Here is a 22,875-nt window from a genome sequence, read left to right as displayed (position 1 = left end):
AAAGCGGCCTCAGGCCGCTTTTTTTATGCGCTGCGTTCAGGGTGTGACAGGCTGCCAGGTCTTATCCGGCTGGTATTCACTAAGAGCCTGCGCTTTCTGCGCCGAATCGTTGCCGAGATCTGCCTGATAAACCGCGTCATCCTGGTTAATTACAAAACTCATTACCCCCGTCTGCCCGTAGTTCACCGGCCAGGCGACCATGGCAAAGCCATTTTTATCCGGCAGGATGCGGAATCGGTAACCATGGTAACCCGCCCCCGACTGTGGAGGACTGAACGCCGGACCCAGTGGGCTGGGCGTTTCACCGGGAGCGACGGGCCAGTACAGTCCATCCTTTTTACCTTCAGAACTGACTATCTTCTGCGCGTACTTTTGGTTCATCGCAAAATAGCTCTGCTGGGCATCAACATAGGCGTGAAGCGCTTCGATGGCTGCGAGTTCGTTGCGCCCGATTTCGCGGGTCAGGATCTCTTCTGCGGCTTCCTGCATATCAAACTGCCAGCCAGATGCCGTTTTGACCACCGGGATCGGTAGCTGCCAGCCGTTATCGCCCACCACCAGGTGCGCCACGTTGCCACTGATGACGGTTTTATGATGAACGTTCCAGTCGCGCAGGAAGCGATCGACCGCATCAGGATCAACGCCTTCGGGCGGCAGAAAATCGCGCCAGTTTTCACCGAGCAAATTGTTCATCGCACTTTCATTTTGCTCGCTGATGGCGCTTGCCAGCGCACTGGTCGCCTGTTCTGGCGAACTGAACGATTGCTGTGCCATGACGGTCGCCGAGACCATGAACAACACCATTCCACTGAGTAATTGACGTTTCATGTCGGCTCCCTTAACGATGACGGAATTCATGGCGTTCAGCGCGTTCGCCAGTGAGCTGGCGCGGCTGATGTTGACGAGTAGCGAGCTGCCGGCTTTGCGCCCCGCGCTGCTGCTGGGCTTGCCAGTTCGCGGAGCGGCTGTCGTTGCCGCTCAGGGCATTGGCCCGATGCAGCCTGGCTGGCTGCTGTACCGTCTGTGAAACCCGCTTCTCCTGTCTGTGCATGTCAGTCTGATGATGTACACGCTGCGGCGTGCTCGTCCGTTTTACGGCCTGCGGCCTGGTGTCATATCCACGATAGTTATTTCGCTGCGAGATCTGCTTCAACTGTTGCGTTGAGGCCAGACGTTGTGCGTCCCGCGTGGCTGTATGTACTGAGTGTGGGAGGGTTTTACCCGTTGATTTTTCCATCTGGCTGAGAGCGGCCTGGCGCTGGCTGTCGCGATTGACTGGTTTTTGCTGCGTCGCGCTTAGCCCGGTGGCTGTCTGTGTAGAGTGGAAGCGGTTAGCCAGCTGGTTATTCGGGTAAGGCACGCCTTCACGATAGGCAGGATTGTGCTGCCAGGTGTGGTTATTACCGTTCAGGTGCTGCCCGCTGATTCTGTTGAAATTATCCACGTTGATATTGATGTTGTTATCACCGTTGCGGTTATAACCGCCGTGATTGTCCCAGTCATCATCGTGATGATGGTGATCCCAGTCGTCATCATCCCAGTCAATATTGCTGAAAATGGCGTAGGTTGTAGCGACCCCGAGGCTAAAACCTAATCCTTTAACCAGACTGTCCGTGAATTGCTCGCCGGGTGAAGGCGGAAGATAGACAGGCGGGTAAGCGGTGTTAGGCCAGGTACCATAAACCGTATTCGGGTTATACGTAGGGACGTAAACCACCTGTGGATCGGCGGATTCAATTTTGATCACCGTTGGGCTGGTAGGCGTTGCGGTTGTCGTGGTTTTTGTCGATGCAGGTTTCGTGACGGTGGTGACCGTCTGCTGCGGTGTGGATTGCAGCGCACCCGTTTGTTGGGCCAGCAGGCGCAGCCGCTGTACGGAATCCATCACATCTTTCGGCTGTGCAAGGAAGGCGTCTCCCAGATTTTGTACCCATGGCGGATTTTCGCCCATCAACGACATCAGCTGAGGAAACGCAACCAGGGATTTTACGCTGGGATCCCACGGCTGGGTGGCTACCGCCTGCAGGGCGGCATCACCCTGCATTTTAGGATTGTCTTTCGACCACTGCGCGGCCTGAATAACATTTGACGGGTAGGTCGACGCCATCAAGATTTGCGACAGCAGGGCATCCGGGTAAAGCGCGACAGGGGCAACCCATTGGTCGATTTGCGCCGCAGTGTAGACCGGGGCAGCGACGGGCGCAGGCTGGGCTACCGGTGCGCCAGGTTGTTGTGTAACCGGAGCAGGCGTAGCAGGTTCCGTTGCGCGGCTTTTAACGTACATGACACCCGAGGCGGCAAACAGCCCCGCACTGCAAAGCAGAACAAGAAGATGTGGCTTAAAAGGCAACTTCATAGATTGACTCCAACGAGACGAGTGCAGTGCCGTGAGGCGTTGCTGTTGCCGCGAGTATCATTCACTCGTGTTTTACAGTTTTGACTATTGTTGGGAAACCAACCTGAGCGTCCGGATAAAGAGTGTGAGTATTTATTACACAATTATATCGGATAGCTGAAAAGGCGACGGGAAAGAGCACAAGATTCGCCTCGTCTCCCCGCTACACCATGCTTAACGATTCAGCAAATAATTTAATGTTGCTTTTTTGTAAACAGATTAACACTGTGCAGAAATCCTGCTATGCTGCCCGACGCGGTATCGGGCATTTACCCTACAAACTGCTGTCTCACAGGAGCGTGAAGAGAACGCCCGCCGCATATGACAATGAGAGCGAGGAGAACCGTCGTGCTAGAAGAATACCGTAAGCACGTAGCAGAACGTGCCGCCGAGGGAATTGTACCCAAACCTTTAGATGCAACCCAAATGGCCGCGCTCGTCGAGCTGCTGAAGAACCCGCCTGAGGGCGAAGAAGAATTCCTGTTAGATCTGCTGATCAACCGCGTACCGCCTGGCGTAGATGAAGCTGCCTACGTAAAAGCCGGATTCCTTGCTGCTATCGCCAAAGGCGAAGCCACCTCCCCACTGGTTACTCCTGAAAAAGCCATTGAACTGCTCGGCACCATGCAGGGCGGCTATAACATTCATCCGCTGATTGACGCGCTGGACAACGAAAAGCTGGCACCGATTGCTGCCAAAGCGCTCTCTTCAACGCTGCTGATGTTCGATAACTTCTACGATGTAGAAGAAAAAGCCAAAGCAGGCAACGTTTACGCGAAGCAGGTTATGCAGTCCTGGGCCGATGCCGAATGGTTCCTGAACCGCCCTGCGCTTGCTGAAAAAATTACCGTGACCGTCTTTAAGGTTACCGGTGAAACCAACACCGATGACCTCTCTCCGGCTCCGGACGCGTGGTCTCGTCCTGATATCCCCCTGCACGCCCTGGCGATGCTGAAAAACGCCCGTGAAGGCATCGAGCCGGATCAGCCGGGTAGCGTTGGCCCGATTAAACAGATCGAAGCGCTTCAGGAGAAAGGTTTCCCGCTGGCCTACGTCGGTGATGTGGTTGGTACCGGTTCTTCCCGTAAATCCGCCACCAACTCCGTGCTGTGGTTCATGGGCGACGACATTCCGCACGTGCCGAACAAGCGCGGCGGCGGCCTGTGCCTCGGCGGCAAAATTGCGCCAATCTTCTTCAACACCATGGAAGATGCGGGCGCTCTGCCAATTGAAGTGGACGTGAGCAACCTGAACATGGGCGACGTGATTGACGTTTACCCGTATAAAGGCGAAGTGCGCAACCACGAAACCAACGAACTGTTGGCAAGCTTCGAGCTGAAAACCGACGTGCTGATCGACGAAGTGCGTGCCGGTGGCCGTATTCCGCTGATCATTGGCCGTGGCCTGACCACCAAAGCGCGTGAAGCGCTGGGTCTGCCGCACAGTGACGTGTTCCGTCAGGCGAAAGACGTGGCGGAAAGCAATCGCGGCTTCTCGCTGGCACAGAAAATGGTCGGTCGCGCCTGCGGCGTCGCTGGTATCCGTCCTGGCGCGTACTGCGAGCCGAAAATGACCTCCGTGGGCTCTCAGGACACCACCGGTCCAATGACCCGTGATGAACTGAAAGACCTGGCGTGCCTGGGCTTCTCGTCTGACCTGGTGATGCAGTCCTTCTGCCACACTGCGGCATATCCGAAGCCGGTTGACGTCACTACGCACCACACGCTGCCTGACTTCATTATGAACCGTGGCGGTGTCTCCCTGCGTCCGGGCGACGGCGTTATCCACTCCTGGCTGAACCGCATGCTGCTGCCGGACACCGTGGGTACCGGCGGTGACTCTCATACCCGTTTCCCGATTGGTATCTCCTTCCCTGCGGGCTCCGGTCTGGTGGCGTTTGCCGCAGCGACCGGCGTGATGCCTCTCGACATGCCTGAATCCGTGCTGGTGCGCTTCAAAGGCAAAATGCAGCCGGGCATCACTCTGCGCGATCTGGTGCACGCAATCCCGCTGTATGCCATCAAACAGGGTCTGCTGACCGTTGAGAAGAAGGGCAAGAAAAACATCTTCTCTGGCCGCATTCTGGAAATTGAAGGTCTGCCGGATCTGAAAGTTGAGCAGGCGTTCGAGCTGACCGATGCCTCTGCCGAGCGTTCTGCGGCGGGCTGTACCATCAAGCTGAACAAAGAGCCGATTATTGAGTATCTGACCTCCAACATCGTGCTGCTCAAGTGGATGATTGCGGAAGGCTACGGCGACCGCCGTACGCTGGAGCGTCGTATTCAGGGCATGGAAAAATGGCTGGCGGATCCGCAGCTGCTGGAAGCTGACGCTGACGCAGAGTACGCGGCGGTGATCGACATCGATCTGGCGGATATCAAAGAGCCAATCCTGTGTGCGCCAAACGATCCGGACGATGCGCGTCTGCTCTCTGACGTACAGGGCGATAAGATCGACGAAGTGTTCATCGGCTCCTGTATGACCAACATCGGCCACTTCCGTGCTGCCGGTAAGCTGCTGGATACTCACAAAGGCCAGCTGCCGACCCGTCTGTGGGTGGCGCCGCCAACCCGTATGGATGCGGCGCAGCTGACCGAAGAGGGCTACTACAGCGTGTTCGGTAAGAGCGGGGCGCGTATTGAAATTCCGGGCTGCTCCCTGTGCATGGGCAACCAGGCGCGCGTGGCCGACGGTGCGACGGTGGTCTCCACCTCCACCCGTAACTTCCCGAACCGTTTGGGTACCGGGGCGAACGTCTACCTGGCTTCTGCGGAGCTGGCAGCGGTTGCAGCGCTGATTGGCAAACTGCCAACGCCGGAAGAGTACCAGACCTTTGTGGCTCAGGTAGATAAGACGGCGGTGGACACCTATCGCTATCTGAACTTCGACCAGCTCTCTCAGTACACCGAGAAGGCTGACGGGGTGATCTTCCAGACGGCGGTATAAACAGCAAAACCGTCTCTACGAGACGGTTTTTAGTGTTTGCACCCTCTCCCGTGGGAGAGGGACGGGGTGAGGGCATCAGGCCGCAGGTCTTGCTCTCACCTTTTTATTTTCATTCCTCCCACCTCTCCCGCTTTTTTTCTTCCTCTCTGCTGCGATAATTACCCTAATGGCTTTGCAGAGGAAAACGCTATGGATTACGAATTTTTGCGCGACATCACCGGCGTGGTGAAAGTGCGAATGTCGATGGGGCACGAAGCCGTTGGACACTGGTTTAACGAAGAGGTGAAAGAGAACCTCGCGCTGCTGGATGAAGTCGAACAGGCAGCGGAAACGGTGAAAGGCAGTGAACGCTCCTGGCAACGCGCCGGACACGAATACACCCTGTGGATGGATGGCGAAGAGGTGATGGTGCGTGCCAACCAGCTTGAGTTCTCGGGTGATGAGATGGAAGAGGGGATGAGCTACTACGACGAAGAAAGCCTGTCGCTGTGCGGTGTGGAAGATTTCCTGAAAGTGGTGAACGCCTACCGCGACTTTATGAAACAGAAGTAACTCCCCGAAGCGTCCCTGCTTCGGGCCACGATTACACGGTCGGAATGTTACGGCCGTAGTAAATTTCGCGCATCTCTTTCCAGAGCAGGTCGGTAATGACCTTACGCTCTTCTTCGCTTAAATCTTCCGGCTTCGTGTGGAACATGTAGTGCTTAAGGTCGAATTCCTTAAGTAACATTTTGGTGTGGAAGATATTTTCCTGATAGACGTTCACATCCATCATGTCGTATAGCGACTTCATGTCGTCGGACATGAAGTTCTGAATGGAGTTGATCTCATGATCGATGAAGTGCTTCATGCCGTTGATATCACGGGTAAAACCGCGTACGCGATAATCAATAGTGACGATATCGGATTCCAGCTGGTGGATTAAATAATTCAACGCATTCAGCGGTGAAATCACGCCGCAGGTCGACACTTCAATATCCGCGCGGAAGGTACACAGTCCGCCTTCCGGGTGGCTTTCCGGGTAGGTGTGCACGCAGATATGGCTTTTATCCAGGTGGGCGACAACCACTTCTGGCAGTGGGCCGGGGTGCTCGGTTTTGTCGATAAGCTGCGGGTCAACCGGCTCTTCACTGACCAGAATGGTGACGCTTGCTCCCTGCGGCTCGTAATCCTGGCGCGCGATATTCAGGATGTTGGCGCCGATAATCGAGCAGGTCTCTGTCAGGATCTCGGTCAGACGGTTGGCGTTGTAGAGTTCATCGATATAGGCGATATAACCATCGCGCTCTTCTGCTGTTTTGGCGTAGCAGATATCGTAAATACAAAAACTCAGGCTTTTGGTCAGATTGTTAAAGCCATGCAGTTTAAGCTTTTTCAATTATTTCACCTCCTTTGAGGACAGCGCGTCTTGCAGATATTGAGGCAACGCAAAGGCTGCGGTGTGGATCGCCGGGTTGTAGTATCGGCATTTGAGTCCGGCCTGGTGGAAGCGGGCCTGGATAATTTCGGTGGAGAGATGGCGCAGGACGTCGTTATCCGTCGCCCAGGCAAAGGTCATGATCCCGCCGTAATAAGTGGGGATCGCCGCCTGGTAGAAGCTGACGTCAGCAAAATAGGTGCTCAGCTTACGGTGGCTATCAAGCGCTTCATCCTGTTGCAGGAAGCAAACGCCGTTTTGCGCCACAAAAATCCCGCCAGGCTTCAGGCAGCGCTTGCAGCCTTCGTAAAACGACGAGGTAAACAGCGACGCGCCGGGGCCGATAGGGTCGGTACAGTCAGAGATAATGACATCAAACGTTTGCGTGGTCTGGTTAACAAAATTGACGCCATCGTCGATAACCAGATTAAACCGCGGATCGTCATAGCTGCCAGCATTGTGGTTGGGCAGATACTGGCGGCAGAACGACACCACACCGGCGTCGATTTCCACCATGGTGATGGTTTCGACATTCTGATGGCGAGAGACTTCACGCAGCATCGCGCCGTCGCCGCCGCCGATAATCAGCACGTCCTTCGCGTGGCCGTGGGCCAGCAGCGGGACGTGGGTCATCATTTCGTGATAGATAAACTCGTCGCGCTCGGTGGTTTGCACCACGCCGTCCAGCGCCATTACGCGGCCAAAGGCGGCGTTTTCGAAGATTATCAGATCCTGATGATCGGTTTTCTCATGATAGAGCACGTTATCCACGGCAAAATACTGACCAAACTGGTCATGCAGCGTTTCTTGCCATACCCTTTTTTCGGTCATGGGGAGCACCTCCTTCGTTAACATCCATTACATCCGGCAGATGGGCGCAACACAACACCGCCGTGAAGCGGTTAGCGGGTCAACAAGGGGCGTCGGGAAGGTTACTTCACGTAGGCGAGCAGGCTGAGTGAATCGCGAGCCAGCGCTTTGCATTTTTTAGCAGTGGGAATGCCAATACCGCTTAAATCACGGTAGCTGTCTTCACCGAGCGCCTTCATGTCGAAGCTGTCGTAGTTGCTGAGGTCCCATTGGTTCTGCTGGGCAAAAAAGACCAGTGCGCGACGAATTTGCCCATTGGGTAAATTCTGGTAACCACAATCGTTTTTCAGAAAAACAAAAACTGCCGTCAGATCGGCCATATCTTCCGCTTCGTTTTCACTTAGCGCGTAACTGTTCGCACACATCGCCATCAGGCTGGCGAACAAAATTGTTCTGAAAAACGTCTTCATTGCCTTTACCACTGCATCACGGAAAATTAACGTTAGCATACTTGATGCCAGGCCGACGATCTTTATTATTGCCGCCGTGCTTGACCTTCCGGTAAGGGGAGGGTTTATGCTCAAAAGATCGCCTGCTGGAAATAAGGAAATGCACATGCAACGTCGTGATTTTTTAAAATTTTCTGCCGCGCTGGGGGTTGCCAGCGCGTTACCGCTCTGGAGCCGCGCCGTTTTTGCCGCCGACAGACCTGCTTTACCCATACCTGAATTACTCGCCGCAGATGCCCGCAGCCGCATTCAGCTTGTGGTGCAGGCCGGTAAAACCACGTTCGGTCAGCACGCCGCCACGACGTGGGGTTATAACGGCAATTTGCTCGGCCCTGCGTTGCAGTTACGCAAAGGGAAGGCGGTGACGGTAGACATTCATAACACGCTAGCGCAAGAGACCACGCTGCACTGGCATGGGCTGGAAGTCCCGGGCGAAGTGGATGGGGGGCCTCAGGGCGTCATCAGGCCTGGTGGTAAACGCAGCGTCACCTTTACTCCTGACCAGCGTGCGGCGACCTGCTGGTTCCACCCGCATCAGCATGGCAAAACGGGCCATCAGGTGGCGATGGGGCTGGCCGGTCTGGTGCTGATTGAAGACGATGAAAGCCGCCTGCTGCGCCTGCCAAAACAGTGGGGTATCGACGATGTCCCGGTGATTGTGCAGGACAAAAAATTCAGCGCTGACGGGCAAATTGACTATCAGCTGGACGTAATGAGCGCGGCGGTAGGATGGTTTGGCGATACGCTGCTGACCAACGGCGCAATCTACCCGCAGCATGCCGCGCCAAAAGGCTGGCTGCGTTTACGCCTGCTAAATGGCTGTAACGCCCGCTCGCTGAACTTCGCCACCAGCGATAAACGCCCGCTGTATGTGGTGGCAAGCGACGGCGGCCTGCTGCCGGAACCGGTGAAGGTGAGCGAGCTGCCGATGCTGATGGGCGAGCGCTTCGAGGTGCTGGTGGATATCAGCGATGGCAAAGCGTTTGACCTAGTGACTCTGCCGGTCAGCCAGATGGGGATGGCCGTTGCGCCGTTTGATAAACCCCATCCGGTCCTGCGCATTCAGCCGCTACAGATCGCCGCTTCCGGTACGCTGCCGGACGCCCTCACCACGCTACCCGCACTCCCGTCGCTGGACGGGCTTACGCAGCGTAAACTTCAGCTCTCCATGGACCCGATGCTCGACATGATGGGCATGCAGGCGCTGATGAAGAAGTACGGCAATCAGGCCATGGCGGGAATGCACCACGGCCAGATGATGGGCCATATGAATATGGACCACGGTAAAATGGGCGGCATGGATCACGGCGGCCATGGTTTCGATTTCCACAACGCCAACCGCATCAACGGCAAAGCGTTCGATATGAACACGCCCATGTTCGCCGCCACGAAAGGGCAGTTTGAACGCTGGGTAATTTCAGGCGAAGGCGACATGATGCTGCACCCGTTCCATATCCACGGCACGCAGTTCCGTATTCTCTCTGAGAACGGTAAAGCGCCGGACGCGCATCGCCGGGGCTGGAAAGATACGGTGAGGGTGGAAGGCGGTGTCAGCGAGGTGCTGGTGAAGTTCGACCACGAAGCGCCGAAAGAGTTTGCCTATATGGCCCACTGCCATCTGCTGGAGCATGAAGATACGGGGATGATGCTGGGCTTTACGTATAAAAAAAGCCGGGTGGCGGCTTCGCCTTACCCGGCCTACATAGGACACCCGAAAGCCCGGTAAGCGTTAGCGCCACCGGGCTTTTTCATTACTTAGCGTCGTCAGGCAGTGCATACGCGACAATATAGTCGCCCATCTTCGTGCCAAACGAACCGTGACCACCTGCGGAGATGACAACGTACTGTTTGCCATTCACTTCATAGGTCATCGGCGTTGCCTGTCCACCGGCTGGCAGACGGCCTTGCCACAGTTTTTCACCGTTGGTCATGTTGTAGGCGCGCAGGTAGTTATCTGCGGTTGCCGCGATGAACAGCACGTTACCGGCGGTGGAGATTGGGCCACCCAGCATTGGCATACCCATATTGAACGGCACTGGAACAGGCATCGGGAACGGCATGCTGTCCTGTGGCGTACCAATACGTTTCTTCCAGACGATCTTGTTGGTCTTCAGATCCAGACCGGAGATGTAACCCCAGGCAGGCTGTTTACACGGCAGACCGAACGGAGAAAGGAACGGATTCAGGGTCACACCATAAGGAACGCCATACTGCGGCTGGATACCGGCTTCGGTACCGCTGCCTTTCGCATCTTTAGGCTGCTCCATTGGGTTACCCGGACCGCGTGGGATCAGACGGGAAACGAACGGCAGCGCCATTGGGTTAGCGATGGCGACCTGACGGTTAGGGTCAACGGAGATCCCACCCCACTCGAACATCCCCAGGTTACCCGGGAAGACCAGCGTGCCCTGCTCTGACGGCGGCGTGAAGATGCCTTCATAGCGCAGCTGGTGGAACATCACGCGGCATACCAGCTGGTCAAACATCGTGGCACCCCACATGTCTGCACCACTGAGGTCTTTCTCCGGACGGAAACTCAGATCAGAGAACGGCTGCGTTTTGGTAACGTAGTCGCCTTTGGCCGCACCCTGCGGAACCGGTTTTTCCGGCGCAGGAACAACCAGCTTACCGTTGCTGCGATCCAGCACGAAGATGTTGCCGGTTTTGGCCGGGGCGTAAATCACCGGAACGGTTTTACCGTTAACGGTAATGTCCGCCAGCGTCGGCTGGGACGGCATATCCATATCCCACAGATCGTGGTGAACGGTCTGGTAGCTCCATGCCAGTTTACCGGTCGTTGCGTTCAGCGCCACGATGGAGCTGGCGTAACGTTCCTGCTCCGGCGTACGGTTACCGCCCCAGATATCCGGCGTGGTCACGCCCATCGGCAGGTAAACCAGGTCCAGCTTCGCGTCATACGCTGCCGGTGCCCAGGAGTTCGGTGAGTTAAAGGTAAAGGTGTGTTCATCCGATGGGATCGCGTTGGGATCTTTCGCGCCCGGGTCGAAGGCCCACAGCAGTTTTCCGGTGTTCACGTCGAAACCACGGATAACGCCGGAGGTTTCGCGGGTAGAGAAGTTATCCGTTACCGAACCGGCAATCACGATGGTTTTATCGGTAATGATTGGCGGGGAGGTCGGCTCATACAGACCCGGCGTAGTGTCCGGCATGTTGGTCTGAAGATTCAGAATGCCTTTGTTAGCGAAGGTTTCGCACAGCTTACCGGTCTCAGCGTTGATGGCAAACAGGCGGCCATCGTTCACCGGCAGCATAATGCGGCGAGGACAGTCGGCAATGACTTCCGGGCTGGCATTATCAGCGCGCGCTTCGTGGTAAGAGACGCCGCGGCAGGTGATGTGCTGGAACGACGGGTTGGAGTTCAGCTGTGGATCAAAGTGCCATTTCTCTTTACCGGTGGCCGCGTCGAGCGCGAACAGACGCTGGTGCGCCGTACACAGGTAGAGCATGTTGCCCACTTTAATCGGGGTCACTTCGTTGGTCAGCTCACCCGGATCGTTTGGCATCTTCAGGTCGCCGGTACGGAATACCCAGGCTTCCTTCAGGTTTTTCACGTTGTCCGCGTTGATCTGCTTCAACGGGGAGTAACGTTGACCTTCCTGATTTCGACCATAGGCTGGCCAGTCGCCGTCAGCCACCTGCGAAATAGCCGCAGCCGGTGTGGATTCAGTGTTCAGCGTACCGTGGATCTCCTGCGGGTCGTTGAATCCGGCCCAGGTCAGGATGCCGCCACTAATCAGCAGGGCAACGACCAGACCGGCTACAGCACCACTGGAAGGGACGATCAGACGACGCCAGACAAACGGCAGGATCAGCCAGATACCGAAGAAGACCAGAATGTCGCTGCGCGGCGTCAACGCCCAGAAGTCGAACCCGACCTCCCAGACGCCCCAGATCATGGTTGCGAGCAGTAACGCTGCGTACAGCCACAGAGCAGATTGTTTTCTGCGTAAAAGCAGGACGGTTACGCCAACCATAACCAGACCCGCAATCGGGTAGTACCAGGAGCCGCCAATCGCGACCAGCCATACGCCACCGATTAACAAATACAGCGCGCAGAATGCGGCAAACGCGGCTGTTAATGTCACCAGTAGACGCGGCTGTTTAGTTTTTGTTTCAGCCATAGAAAAGTACTCGTCAGTTTTGTTAATTATTTGCTAGCAATTAATTATAGGTATTAACAACTGTGATCGGAATCACAAATATTGCTTTTTATAACTCATACGCCAGGGCAATCCATTTACTGGTATAATGGCTGGCTTGCGTATCGATGCCGGAGCGAGATTCATCCGCATTGAGAGATTTTCACTAAAATCATTTGGTTAGTAATATGAAACATACTGTTGAAGTGATGATCCCGGAAGCCGAGATCAAAGCGCGTATCGCCGAACTGGGTCGTCAAATCACCGAACATTACAAGGACAGCGGCAGCGAAATGGTGCTGGTCGGTCTGTTGCGTGGTTCTTTCATGTTCATGGCAGACCTGTGCCGTGAAGTGCAGGTGCCGCACGAGGTCGATTTTATGACCGCCTCCAGTTACGGCAGCGGCATGTCCACAACCCGTGATGTGAAAATCCTGAAAGATCTGGATGAAGATATTCGTGGCAAAGATGTGTTGATTGTTGAGGACATCATTGACTCCGGTAACACGCTCTCTAAAGTGCGTGAGATCCTGAGCCTGCGTGAACCAAAATCACTGGCGATTTGTACCCTGCTGGATAAGCCTGAGCGCCGTGAAGTGCAGGTGCCGGTGGAGTTCGTTGGTTTCTCCATCCCGGACGAATTCGTGGTGGGTTACGGCATTGATTACGCGCAGCGTTATCGCCATCTGCCGTATGTTGGGAAAGTAGTGATTCTGGACGAATAATTGCGGGCTGATGCCCTCACCCCAGCCCTCTCCCACAGGGAGAGGGTGAAAACCCCCGGCTTTGTTATTTATGGTTCACATGCTTAAGCTTGAGGTTGGCAATTCCCGAGCGGTAACGCTGTTCCAGCGTTTCGCGGTTGGTGGCGGTCACTTCCAGATTGCGCAGCAGACCGTCGTGAATACCGTACGCCCAGCCGTGGATGGAGACCTTCTGCCCGCGTTTCCAGGCAGACTGCATAATCGTCGAGTGGCCCAGGTTATAGACCTGCTCCATTACGTTCAGCTCACACAAGGTGTCGAGACGGCGCTCCTGCGGCATTTCGCCCAGCAGTGAGCTATGTTTGAACCAGATATCACGAATGTGCAGCAGCCAGTTATCGATTAACCCCAGCTCTGTGTTTTCGACCGCCGCCTGCACGCCGCCGCAGCCGTAGTGGCCACAAATAATGATGTGCTCAACCTCAAGAACGTCAACGGCGTACTGCACAACCGAAAGGCAGTTGAGATCGGTATGAATAACCAGGTTAGCCACATTGCGGTGAACAAACAGTTCGCCAGGTTCAAGACCCGTCAGACGTTCGGCGGGGACACGGCTGTCAGAACATCCAATCCAGAGAAAGCGCGGGTTCTGCGCTTGCGCGAGTTTTCCAAAAAATCCGGGGTCTTCCTCCACCAGCATTTTTGACCATAGTGCATTGTTGCTGATGAGTGTATCTATGTCGTTCATGGAGGTTAGCGACCTGTAACCAAGTGATTGCGTTGCGCTACTATAGGGTAACCCGACTTTTAATGAAACCACACAACGTGTGTCAGAACTTAAGGTAAGTTGAATTCATGGCGATTGCACTGGAGCTTGAACAGCTCAAAAAAACCTACCCGGGGGGCGTTCAGGCGCTGCGCGGGATAGATCTTAAAGTCGAAGCGGGAGATTTCTACGCGCTTCTGGGGCCGAACGGGGCGGGGAAATCCACCACCATCGGGATCATCAGCTCGCTGGTCAACAAAACCTCCGGCCGCGTCAGCGTGTTTGGCTACGATCTGCAAAAAGATGTGGTCAACGCCAAGCGTCAGCTGGGGCTGGTGCCGCAGGAGTTCAACTTCAACCCGTTTGAGACGGTACAGCAGATTGTTGTTAACCAGGCGGGTTACTATGGCGTTGAGCGCAAAGAGGCGCTTGAGCGCAGCGAAAAGTATCTGAAACAGCTCGACCTGTGGGAGAAGCGTAACGAACGCGCGCGGATGTTGTCCGGGGGGATGAAGCGCCGCCTGATGATTGCCCGCGCGCTGATGCACGAGCCAAAGCTGCTTATCCTTGATGAGCCGACTGCTGGCGTGGATATTGAACTGCGTCGTTCCATGTGGGGCTTCCTGAAAGATCTGAACGATAAAGGCACCACCATCATTCTGACCACGCACTATCTGGAAGAGGCGGAAATGCTGTGCCGCAATATCGGCATCATTCAGCACGGTGAGCTGGTGGAAAACACCTCGATGAAGAATCTGCTCTCCAAGCTCAAATCAGAGACCTTTATCCTCGATCTGGCGGCGAAAAGCGCGCTGCCGAAACTGGAGGGCTACAACTATCGCCTGGTCGATACCTCGACGCTGGAGGTAGAAGTGCTGCGCGAGCAGGGTATCAACAGCGTGTTCTCACAGTTGAGTGCGCAGGGCATTCAGGTATTAAGCATGCGTAACAAAGCAAACCGACTGGAAGAGCTGTTTGTCTCTCTGGTGCACGACAAACAAGGAGACAAGGCATGACGCATCTTTACTGGGTCGCGCTGAAAAGCATCTGGGCAAAAGAGATTAACCGCTTTATGCGTATCTGGGTGCAAACCCTGGTGCCGCCGGTGATCACCATGACGCTCTACTTCATCATTTTCGGTAACCTGATTGGCTCCCGCATTGGTGAGATGCACGGTTTTACCTATATGCAGTTTATCGTGCCGGGCCTGATCATGATGGCGGTGATCACCAACGCTTACGCGAACGTAGCGTCGTCGTTCTTTAGCGCCAAGTTCCAGCGCAACATTGAAGAGCTGCTGGTGGCCCCGGTGCCAACGCATGTGATCATCGCCGGTTACGTGGGCGGCGGCGTAGCGCGCGGGCTGTGCGTGGGGATTCTGGTGACGGCGATTTCGTTGTTCTTCGTCCCGTTCCAGGTGCATTCGTGGCTGTTCGTGGCGCTCACATTATTGCTGACGGCGATCCTGTTCTCCCTCGCCGGGCTGCTGAACGCGGTGTTTGCTAAAACGTTTGATGACATCAGCCTGATCCCGACCTTCGTGCTGACGCCGCTGACCTATCTGGGCGGGGTGTTTTACTCCCTGACGCTGTTGCCGCCGTTCTGGCAGGCGCTGTCGCACCTGAACCCGATTGTCTACATGATCAGCGGCTTCCGCTTTGGCTTCCTCGGCATTGCCGATGTCCCGCTGTTCACCACCGTTGTGGTGCTGGTGGTGTTTATCGTGGCATTCTATCTGCTGTGCTGGTATCTGATCCAGCGCGGACGCGGGCTGCGTAGCTAATAGTATGTCCCGGCGACGTTCTGTTTGCCGGGCACTTTCTTTGACAGTTATCACCGTAAACTAACCTTCACCTGGATAAACTACTCGCCTGCTAAGGAGAGACGTTATGCTGGGATGGGTGATCACCTGCCACGATGAAGAGGCACAGGAAATGCTGCTTAAGCTGGAGGCCCGATTTGGCCCCCTGGCGCAATGTCGTGCGGTAAATTACTGGCGAGGGCTGAGCACCAATATGCTCAGCCGGATGATGTGTGACGCGCTGCATGAAACCGACACCGGCGATGGCGTGATTTTTCTCACTGACAGATCCGGCGCGGCGCCATACCGTGCGGCTGCCCTAATGAGCCATAAGCACGATAACTGTGAAGTAATCTCCGGTATCAGCCTGCCTTTACTCGAAGCGATGTATCCGCTGCGCGCAACGTTGAGCAGCGCTGAGTTTCGTCACGCCATTGTGGCGCAGGGCTCGCCGGGCGTCAGCAGCTTGTGGCACCAGCAGCAGAAGAACCCGCCTTTTGTTCTGCTTCACGATCTGTATAAGCATTAAACATTGGTATTGATGCCGCTTTTGTTACAATGGCGGCTGATTTTCTGTGTCGATTTATATTCCATGCTCAAGCGCGTTATCTTTATCCTTCTGCTCGTGGTTTCCGGTGGTGCATCTGCCAGCCTGACCAGCCAGCAAGTCCTTCCTGCTCAGTATATGCAAACCACCGAAGATGCGGCCATCTGGGCGCAGGTGGGAAATGCCGTTGTGAATGTGGGGAATGTCCGCGCCGGGCAGATCCTCGCTGTCTTTCCGGCCGCGGCGGATTACTATGAATTTCGTTTCGGATTCGGTACGGGGTTTATTGATAAAGACCACCTTGAAAAAGTTCAGGGCAAACAACGCGTTGAGGATAGCCTGGGTGACTTGAACAAGCCGCTCAGTAATCAAAACCTCATTACCTGGAAAGACACGCCGGTGTATAACGCCCCCAGCATCGGAAGCGCGCCCTTTGGCACCTTAAGCGCTAATCTTCGCTATCCGATTCTGAATAAGCTGAAAGACCGCCTGAACCAGACCTGGTTCCAGATCCGTATCGGTAATCGTCTGGCATGGGTAAGCAGCCTGGATGCGCAGGAAGATAACGGGCTACCGGTTCTGACCTACCATCATATTTTGCGTGATGAAGAGAACACCCGTTTTCGACATACCTCCACGACGACCAGCGTACGTGCGTTTAATAATCAGATGGCCTGGTTACGCGATCAGGGCTATACCACGCTGACGATGTACCAGCTTGAAGGGTACGTACGTAACAAGATGAACCTGCCCGCGAAAGCGGTGGTGATCACTTTTGATGATGGCCTGAAATCGGTGAGCCGCTATGCGTATCCGGTGCTGAAAGAATATGGCTTCAACGCGACGGCGTTTATAATTTCATCCCGAATCAAAGGCCATCCGCAGAAGTGGGATCCAAAATCGCTACAGTTTATGAGCGTTCAGGAAATCAAGGGCATCCAGGATGTGTTCGACATTCAGTCTCACACTCATTTCCTGCATCGCGTGGATGGCTATAAACACCCCATCCTGTTGAGCCGTAGCTATCACGTGATCCTGTTTGATTTTGAACGCTCACGTCGTGCACTGGCGCAGTTCAACCCGCGCGTGTTGTATGTTTCGTATCCGTTTGGCGGCTATGACAATAAAGCGATAAAGGCAGCGAATGACGCTGGTTTTCATCTGGCAGTGACGACGATGAAGGGGAAGGTGAAGCCGGGGGATAATCCGTTCCTGTTGAAGCGTTTGTATATCTTAAGAACGGACTCACTGGAGACGATGTCGCGGCTGATCAGTAATCAGCCGCAGGGATAGCGGTTAGTCGTATGAAAGGGTGAATACGCCGGTGGCTTTAAACGACCCCGGTTTCACTGTGTTTCCGTTTGCTACCAGTTGAGCAACATAATTAATTTGCTTGGATTCAGGGGTTTGGTAATCCGTTATGACATAGGATGAGTCAGGATTATTCGGCAGAAGTTGAGAGGTTCCGTTATACATGATTTTCACGCCTGCGCCCTCAGCTCCGGACGAAAGCGTATTACCAAGAAGATCATTATTTTTTCCGGTTAGCTTTGAGGTGGTGAGTTTGGTTGTGATATTTGCCACACCGGTACAATTGCTTAAGCTAATGGAAAAAGGGATATCCTTAACCCGATTGTTTTTAATGTCTGAAACATAATATTCTCCCAGGTTAACATTATTAGTACCATCCGATAGCATGGCCATGTCGCAGGTTGGAAGAACGATCGGGATCTGGAATGAGTCCTCGTTGACCACAAATGTCCATGGTCGGTTGTTAGTATCATCTGGATTACCAATAGCCATTTTACCCAGAGTGCCGGGTTTGGGTCTGATTGCGGTTTCTTTGTTCGGGTTGCCTCTGTAACCTTCATCAATATAAATTTGAACTGAGGTGTTTATCCATTTTCTATCCCAGGGGTCAGACTTACCTGAGGATGCAACGGTAGTCCAGCCAGTAGTATTCATAGCGAAGTAACCACCCATGCCTCCATCGCTTTCTGCGGTGTGCACCCTTACGGAATAATAAATCCCCGGAATATTTGTTTCAAACATAGCCCTGCCATAACTGCTCCCCATCAGCAAGGTCGGGTTTGTTTGTGACACGAGGTTAAAACCATCGTCCCCCATACCACATTCGGCCTGAATGCCTGGTGTCAGGTTAACGTTAAAAAGAGTACTGGCATAATTACCCGGAGGGGGAAGACGTACGGTGCCACCTGAGTAGTCAGAATTGATCAGCGTGGTTGTGCCGCCTTTTCCATTATTCATGCGGCACTCATCTGCCCAGCAGGAGTGGCTGAGGGTTAATAACGCGCTCGCCATGGCAAACGCCATTGTGCCTTTCACGTTGAAACCCTGTCTTATAAAGTTGAACATTCTCATCCTTTTTCCTGTTCTGATTATTATTCGTAAGTGACGTCAACCAATACTTTACTGGTAACGACACCACCAGCCACTACGCCAATATTTTGATATCGGGCATAGAACTGATAATCCGTTAAAAATGCAGTATCCTGACCGCTTACGTCATAAGTGATTTTTGACGTGCCGTCGTTGTTTAAAACATTCTTTTTATATTTTTCAGAGAAAACGACGACGCCGACATTTTTTGCCGCGCCTGCGGCGGTATCATCACTTTTGAAAACCTGATTTTGTCCTGGCCAGAAACCCGACTGCGGCGAAAAGCTAAAACTCAGCTTTTTAGCCGTACCGCTGTCTCCATAGCAATCATCTACATGGATCTTAAAAGGCGTACCGCCTGCATCATCGGTTGCAGTAAAACGATCGCTACCATCCGGGTTATAAAACCAACTGCGCATCGCATTGGGGAGATAAATTTCGCCGTCATTTTCCACGGTCATCTTACAGGTGCTATTAACAATGTTAGCGGTAATATTTACGTCTAATCCTGAGCTTGCCTGGCTTACGCCAGGCAAGATGCCACCAGCCAAGCCCATAAGCAACACAAGACCGGGCTGGTATAAAATAAACGGTGATTGTTGCATACTGGTTCCTGGTATTATGGATAAGCGATAGTAAACGTGACTGGCGCAGTAACCGCCCCCGCGCCTACATCAGCAATGGTTTGGCCTTGCCCGATAACGATACGGGAATTCATCGGGAATTCACCGGTACCATCAGTAATGGTGACATCCTTAGCAGCCGGAGGCGTGTTACAGCTCATAAGCTCGCCAGTATCGACAACACCCGACCAGATCTCAAAGCCCGTTGCTAAGCCGCCAGAGTAAGAATCACCCGTCTTGTTGACGCCACTGCATTCACCACCAGCGCCTTTCGCAGCGGACACCGTTGCCTTGGTTACTCCAGAACAGTTGGTGAAACTAATCTTGAGCGGCTCGACACGGGTTTTGTTCACCAGATCGGATTTGTATACGTCGCCGAACGCAATTTCAGTGGAGGCTGTTCCTGCATCGTTAAGTACTTTTGCGGTACATGTGCCTGATACAATTTTTGATTTAATCGTTAATTCGACACTAGGGGTGCCTGTAATAGCTGCGCTTGCCATTCCCGAGAACAGAAGAGCAGAAACGGACAGGGCGATAAAAGTAGAATTGAATTTCATAATGTTGCTCCGTTTTCCTGCACTAATCACTCGTAGATAAATTCAAAGGTCGCCACGGCCTGAAAATCACCTATGGTCATCCTGTTTTCCTGTGTTTCACGTAAGGTGGCCACCAGAGCAACTTCCTTATTCTGGATTTCTGTTGGACTCCAGACCAGGCGCTCGTTATCGTCCTCAGAGTTAATGATAAACGGGGCATCCGGTGCGCTGGCTCTGGCAATCTCAACAGCAGAGAAGTCTGCACCTCCGTCGATTTTTTGTATTTGGTTAACAAGGCCTGAGTATAAATATCCAGATCTTGTTCCCGATACTTTGGTTTTCAATGAGGTCAGTGATGCCGGGCATTCAACGAGCACGATTTTGAAATTGGCATTTGCCGTTCCGGCTTTGACATCATCTAAACGTACCTGACCGTTATTACCGATAGTCAGCGTTTGCTGCGTATCTGAACCCGTACCGCCGACCAGTTTCATATCGCAGGTGGTTTCGCGGATATTGGCAGTGAAGTTAACATTGAGATCGGCTGCCGCAGCAGAACCTGACATCGCTAACATTGCTAATGCGATTAATGAATAACCGCAATGATTTTTCTTCATATTATTTCCCATGGGTGTGATTCCCTGTTTTAACATCATTACATTTGGCACTGTTGATTACTCAGAATCGTGGTTAAGCCTGCTTTCTTCGCATTTTCAGGAATCTGATAATGCACCGTGCAAGAGCTGGATCCATCGCTTCCCCATACCACCCGGAGAGCGCCTTTGTCTTCCACACCGCGTACATAAGCTTGTCCTGCCTGGCCTACCGTTCCGATAGATTCGTTTTTCTCATTCAGAACGTCTGCACCTAACGGAATAAAGCCGTTATCAGAACGTTGTAATTCCAGAACAAGCGAACGACCTTCATCCGTTTCAAAATTCACTAATACAACGGAGCCATTGCGAGGTACGGCAACAGCGCTGGTATTTTTGATTTCAACGTCTGCTTCGAGAGTGCTGATATCGAGCGATACTCGGTTTTCTCTGTAGGCTGACATATACGGCATAATCCCGTACCCGGAGCTGTTAATGCGGCTTTGGCCGTAACCCAGCCGAGCACCCGTTGCGCCACTTGCTTTTACCAGCGCAAGTGAATCCGTTTCGCCGATACTGCCGGATGTAAATACAACGCCACCCGAGTGGACAACCATTCCGCCGTTATAACTCGCGGAATACTGTTTACTATTGTCATCGCCAAAGGACGCTGAGACACCGAGCGGCCCGTAAGGACTGTTCCATGAGCTATAGCCACTGACCTGGTTCAGGTTGCCGTAGTTGCCCCCGCTTGATGAGGCGCTAACGGAATAGCTCACTTCACTGTTTATGGAGTTGCCGCTTGCCGTAGAGTTAAAACTGGTACCGCCTTTTAAATCAGTGCGCAGGCTCATGTTGACGTTATTGAATCCGCCTGACTGCGCGCTATCTTTATTGAATATGCTGAATGGAATACTGACGTTTAAATAAACGCTGTCATCCTTTTCCCCTGTTTCGTTGTACGTGCGTTGCACAGAAACGCTATAGCTACCGTAAGCAAAACTATTGTTGTAACCCACGCTGTAGTCGGAGGTGGAGCTGGAGTCATTCCAGTAATCCTGCCAGGTACCGCTAATATAGAGTGAGCCGTATTCATCACCGTTAACATTCAATGGCTGGTTCAGGCTGACCTGTATCTGGTTTTTGGTACGCTGATAATCAGCATAAAGCTCGGCATTGCTGTCATAAGATCGATTGCCATATTCCTCGTGATGAATACTGTCCTGCAATGAGGCGGCATCGTTAAGGCTGAGATAATCTTCTGTAGAGAAGCGATAAGCTGCCACGTTAAGAGATGTGTTAGTAGCTTCAAGCATTTTGCTGTAGGTCAGCCGATAACTTTGCCCTTTAAGCGTGTCCAGCCCGTCGATATCGGCATAGGACCCGGTAACATCTAATGCGAATGCACCAATACGGGTATTCATAGCCAGACCAAGCAGGCCGGCGTAGAAATCCATATCCGTATATTGCGCACCCACGTAACCGGTAAAGGTATTATTCAGACCATACGCGTAAGTTGCGTAGCCAACGTTTGGCTTATCGTGCAATGAATCATCATTCAGCTCACCTAAACCCACATCCCAGCGGCTGGAGCCTGGGCGGAGCATTTGTGTAACTGAGGAGAACGGAACGGTAAACGTCCGTTTACTTCCATCGGCTTCCTCTACAGTGACAATCAAATCATTGCCATAGCCTGTTGTACTGAGGTCATTGATCTCGAAAGCACCGGGTGGAACGGTGGTTTCATAAATTTTATTGCCGCTTTGCGTTACGCTAACTTTGGCGTTACTGTTTGCCACACCACGAATTACTGGCGCGTAGCCAGAGGTGCCTTCCGGGAGCATGCGGTCATCGTTATACATACGCGCACCACGCAGGCTCACCGAGTCAAAGACATCACCGCGTGTGTAGGAATCACCCATTACCATCTGTGCGTTAAGTGGTGTGATGTCTCGCTGGAGGTAGATATCCTGGCTGGAATAATGTGTGCCATTATCGCTGTCCCAGTTCAGACTGCCGCGAGAACGTAAACGCCACGGCCCCACGTTCAGGCCATAATGCAAGCCCGCATAAGCGGTATCTGAATTGGTGCCGTTTGACTCGCTGTGCCAGGTATTAAGATCGTATGAGAGTAATCCGGCCGGAACACCATTATCCCATAATGAAGGATCGACATACCCTGCTGGAAGCTTAAGCACGTAGATTTGCGGGAAATTAAGATCCATTTCCTGCTTGCTACTATCAAAATTTTCAGAAGCACCGGGATAATATTTTTTGATATCTACGCAAGACGTTTCGTCGTTTTTGACATCATCGCCTAATATGCTGGTATCAACGCCTGCCTGTGTCAGCGTGAGTTTAGTCAGACATGCTGAGGCACGTGGCGTTTTGTTATCAATGAATGTCATCTCGACCGTGGATTTTGAATTGCCATTCAAATTCACTTTTACACGGTAAGTACCTGGCAGAACTGGGTTGCCATAAGCATAACGATCGACATTGATACCTCCACCATTATCGATAAGGAACTGGTCATTAAATTCAATGGCCGATTCTGTTTCGGATGAGGTGTCTACAGCTTTTTTTTCAGTCTCGCTGGCATGCAGAGGAAATGCTGCACAGATTGCGAGACATAAAATTGATCGTTGAAATAGCATGCTTCATC

19 protein-coding genes and 1 pseudogene are annotated in these 22,875 nt (G+C 53.2%); 8 read left to right on the top strand and 12 right to left on the bottom strand.

The features are described 5' to 3' along the window. Positions 1–36: 36 nt before the first annotated feature. Positions 37–828 (bottom strand): DUF2950 family protein, encoded by a 792-nt coding sequence (locus CKK19_RS15950; protein WP_225455185.1) that lies wholly within the window; start codon positions 826–828, stop codon positions 37–39. 10 nt (positions 829–838) lie between these two features. Further along, positions 839–2,356, bottom strand: a complete 1,518-nt coding sequence (locus CKK19_RS15945; protein ID WP_063853348.1) for a DUF3300 domain-containing protein — start codon at positions 2,354–2,356, stop codon at positions 839–841. A 387-nt stretch (positions 2,357–2,743) separates the two neighbouring features. Here CKK19_RS15945 and acnB point away from each other — a divergent pair, with 387 nt between their 5' ends. Together acnB and yacL are read left to right on the top strand one after the other, a co-directional pair. Continuing rightward, on the top strand, positions 2,744–5,341 hold the full coding sequence (gene acnB / locus CKK19_RS15940) for a bifunctional aconitate hydratase 2/2-methylisocitrate dehydratase (RefSeq protein WP_022647068.1): 2,598 nt from the start codon (positions 2,744–2,746) through the stop codon (positions 5,339–5,341). A 189-nt stretch (positions 5,342–5,530) separates the two neighbouring features. Beyond that, on the top strand, positions 5,531–5,893 hold the full coding sequence (gene yacL / locus CKK19_RS15935; protein ID WP_022647069.1) for a protein YacL: 363 nt from the start codon (positions 5,531–5,533) through the stop codon (positions 5,891–5,893). Between the two features lie 31 nt (positions 5,894–5,924). Here yacL and speD read toward each other — a convergent pair whose 3' ends face one another. From speD to CKK19_RS15920, 3 genes are all read right to left on the bottom strand, one after another. Further along, positions 5,925–6,719 (bottom strand): adenosylmethionine decarboxylase, encoded by a 795-nt coding sequence (gene speD, locus CKK19_RS15930; RefSeq protein WP_022647070.1) that lies wholly within the window; start codon positions 6,717–6,719, stop codon positions 5,925–5,927. After that, positions 6,720–7,589 (bottom strand): polyamine aminopropyltransferase, encoded by an 870-nt coding sequence (gene speE, locus CKK19_RS15925; protein ID WP_063853349.1) that lies wholly within the window; start codon positions 7,587–7,589, stop codon positions 6,720–6,722. Between the two features lie 101 nt (positions 7,590–7,690). Next, positions 7,691–8,038 (bottom strand): YacC family pilotin-like protein, encoded by a 348-nt coding sequence (locus CKK19_RS15920; protein ID WP_003856306.1) that lies wholly within the window; start codon positions 8,036–8,038, stop codon positions 7,691–7,693. Between the two features lie 145 nt (positions 8,039–8,183). Here CKK19_RS15920 and cueO point away from each other — a divergent pair. Continuing rightward, positions 8,184–9,737: pseudogene (gene cueO, locus CKK19_RS15915) on the top strand (multicopper oxidase CueO); the annotation flags it as partial. Positions 9,738–9,828: 91 nt separating this feature from the next. On the opposite strand, the gene CKK19_RS15910 reads toward cueO, so the two are convergent. After that, the gene (locus CKK19_RS15910; protein ID WP_023299340.1) at positions 9,829–12,219 is read right to left on the bottom strand and encodes a glucose/quinate/shikimate family membrane-bound PQQ-dependent dehydrogenase; all 2,391 of its coding nucleotides are present in this window, start codon (positions 12,217–12,219) and stop codon (positions 9,829–9,831) included. 206 nt (positions 12,220–12,425) lie between these two features. Between CKK19_RS15910 and hpt the strand changes: the two genes are divergently transcribed. After that, the gene (hpt, locus tag CKK19_RS15905) at positions 12,426–12,962 is read left to right on the top strand and encodes a hypoxanthine phosphoribosyltransferase (protein ID WP_003856303.1); all 537 of its coding nucleotides are present in this window, start codon (positions 12,426–12,428) and stop codon (positions 12,960–12,962) included. Between the two features lie 64 nt (positions 12,963–13,026). Here the strand turns inward: hpt and can are convergent, their stop codons facing one another. Beyond that, positions 13,027–13,689 carry a carbonate dehydratase gene (can, locus tag CKK19_RS15900; protein WP_003856301.1) on the bottom strand — a complete coding sequence of 221 codons (663 nt, stop codon included), beginning with the start codon at positions 13,687–13,689 and terminating at the stop codon, positions 13,027–13,029. 107 nt (positions 13,690–13,796) lie between these two features. Here can and CKK19_RS15895 point away from each other — a divergent pair, with 107 nt between their 5' ends. From CKK19_RS15895 to CKK19_RS15880, 4 genes are all read left to right on the top strand, one after another. Continuing rightward, the gene (locus CKK19_RS15895; RefSeq protein ID WP_003856300.1) at positions 13,797–14,723 is read left to right on the top strand and encodes an ABC transporter ATP-binding protein; all 927 of its coding nucleotides are present in this window, start codon (positions 13,797–13,799) and stop codon (positions 14,721–14,723) included. Then, the gene (locus CKK19_RS15890) at positions 14,720–15,490 is read left to right on the top strand and encodes an ABC transporter permease (RefSeq protein WP_022647074.1); all 771 of its coding nucleotides are present in this window, start codon (positions 14,720–14,722) and stop codon (positions 15,488–15,490) included. The genes CKK19_RS15895 and CKK19_RS15890 overlap by 4 nt, the downstream gene beginning before the upstream one ends. Positions 15,491–15,596: 106 nt before the next feature. After that, positions 15,597–16,037 carry a PTS sugar transporter subunit IIA gene (locus CKK19_RS15885; RefSeq protein ID WP_022647075.1) on the top strand — a complete coding sequence of 147 codons (441 nt, stop codon included), beginning with the start codon at positions 15,597–15,599 and terminating at the stop codon, positions 16,035–16,037. A gap of 63 nt (positions 16,038–16,100) precedes the next feature. Beyond that, positions 16,101–17,348 carry a polysaccharide deacetylase family protein gene (locus CKK19_RS15880; protein WP_063853351.1) on the top strand — a complete coding sequence of 416 codons (1,248 nt, stop codon included), beginning with the start codon at positions 16,101–16,103 and terminating at the stop codon, positions 17,346–17,348. A 3-nt stretch (positions 17,349–17,351) separates the two neighbouring features. On the opposite strand, the gene CKK19_RS15875 is transcribed toward CKK19_RS15880, so the two are convergent. From CKK19_RS15875 to CKK19_RS15855, 5 genes are read right to left on the bottom strand one after another with little or no spacing between them, the layout of a single operon-like run. Further along, positions 17,352–18,437: a fimbrial protein gene (locus CKK19_RS15875; protein ID WP_050483641.1), complete on the bottom strand. Its 1,086-nt coding sequence runs from the start codon at positions 18,435–18,437 to the stop codon at positions 17,352–17,354. Between the two features lie 20 nt (positions 18,438–18,457). Further along, positions 18,458–19,060 (bottom strand): fimbrial-like protein, encoded by a 603-nt coding sequence (locus tag CKK19_RS15870; protein ID WP_022647078.1) that lies wholly within the window; start codon positions 19,058–19,060, stop codon positions 18,458–18,460. 14 nt (positions 19,061–19,074) lie between these two features. Next, positions 19,075–19,638, bottom strand: a complete 564-nt coding sequence (locus CKK19_RS15865; protein ID WP_023299346.1) for a hypothetical protein — start codon at positions 19,636–19,638, stop codon at positions 19,075–19,077. 26 nt (positions 19,639–19,664) lie between these two features. Continuing rightward, entirely contained in the window at positions 19,665–20,234 is a 570-nt protein-coding gene (locus CKK19_RS15860; protein ID WP_032671560.1) for a fimbrial protein, read from the bottom strand. A 38-nt stretch (positions 20,235–20,272) separates the two neighbouring features. After that, on the bottom strand, positions 20,273–22,867 hold the full coding sequence (locus tag CKK19_RS15855; protein WP_063148372.1) for an outer membrane usher protein: 2,595 nt from the start codon (positions 22,865–22,867) through the stop codon (positions 20,273–20,275). Positions 22,868–22,875 lie beyond the last annotated feature (8 nt).

The sequence above is a fragment of the Enterobacter sp. CCUG 70166 genome (assembly GCF_020224095.1).
Lineage (GTDB): Bacteria > Pseudomonadota > Gammaproteobacteria > Enterobacterales > Enterobacteriaceae > Enterobacter > Enterobacter intestinihominis.
This window is presented reverse-complemented; position numbering and strand designations above follow the sequence as displayed.

What these genes read in the sequence shown, in the direction of transcription:
- CKK19_RS15950 (WP_225455185.1), bottom strand. Translation starts at nt 828, where the DNA reads ATGAAACGTCAATTACTCAGTGGAATGGTGTTGTTCATGGTCTCGGCG.
- CKK19_RS15945 (WP_063853348.1), bottom strand. Translation starts at nt 2,356, where the DNA reads ATGAAGTTGCCTTTTAAGCCACATCTTCTTGTTCTGCTTTGCAGTGCG.
- yacL (WP_022647069.1), top strand. Translation starts at nt 5,531, where the DNA reads ATGGATTACGAATTTTTGCGCGACATCACCGGCGTGGTGAAAGTGCGA.
- speE (WP_063853349.1), bottom strand. Translation starts at nt 7,589, where the DNA reads ATGACCGAAAAAAGGGTATGGCAAGAAACGCTGCATGACCAGTTTGGT.
- CKK19_RS15920 (WP_003856306.1), bottom strand. Translation starts at nt 8,038, where the DNA reads ATGAAGACGTTTTTCAGAACAATTTTGTTCGCCAGCCTGATGGCGATG.
- CKK19_RS15910 (WP_023299340.1), bottom strand. Translation starts at nt 12,219, where the DNA reads ATGGCTGAAACAAAAACTAAACAGCCGCGTCTACTGGTGACATTAACA.
- hpt (WP_003856303.1), top strand. Translation starts at nt 12,426, where the DNA reads ATGAAACATACTGTTGAAGTGATGATCCCGGAAGCCGAGATCAAAGCG.
- can (WP_003856301.1), bottom strand. Translation starts at nt 13,689, where the DNA reads ATGAACGACATAGATACACTCATCAGCAACAATGCACTATGGTCAAAA.
- CKK19_RS15895 (WP_003856300.1), top strand. Translation starts at nt 13,797, where the DNA reads ATGGCGATTGCACTGGAGCTTGAACAGCTCAAAAAAACCTACCCGGGG.
- CKK19_RS15890 (WP_022647074.1), top strand. Translation starts at nt 14,720, where the DNA reads ATGACGCATCTTTACTGGGTCGCGCTGAAAAGCATCTGGGCAAAAGAG.
- CKK19_RS15885 (WP_022647075.1), top strand. Translation starts at nt 15,597, where the DNA reads ATGCTGGGATGGGTGATCACCTGCCACGATGAAGAGGCACAGGAAATG.
- CKK19_RS15880 (WP_063853351.1), top strand. Translation starts at nt 16,101, where the DNA reads ATGCTCAAGCGCGTTATCTTTATCCTTCTGCTCGTGGTTTCCGGTGGT.
- CKK19_RS15875 (WP_050483641.1), bottom strand. Translation starts at nt 18,437, where the DNA reads ATGAGAATGTTCAACTTTATAAGACAGGGTTTCAACGTGAAAGGCACA.
- CKK19_RS15870 (WP_022647078.1), bottom strand. Translation starts at nt 19,060, where the DNA reads ATGCAACAATCACCGTTTATTTTATACCAGCCCGGTCTTGTGTTGCTT.
- CKK19_RS15865 (WP_023299346.1), bottom strand. Translation starts at nt 19,638, where the DNA reads ATGAAATTCAATTCTACTTTTATCGCCCTGTCCGTTTCTGCTCTTCTG.
- CKK19_RS15860 (WP_032671560.1), bottom strand. Translation starts at nt 20,234, where the DNA reads ATGAAGAAAAATCATTGCGGTTATTCATTAATCGCATTAGCAATGTTA.
- CKK19_RS15855 (WP_063148372.1), bottom strand. Translation starts at nt 22,867, where the DNA reads ATGCTATTTCAACGATCAATTTTATGTCTCGCAATCTGTGCAGCATTT.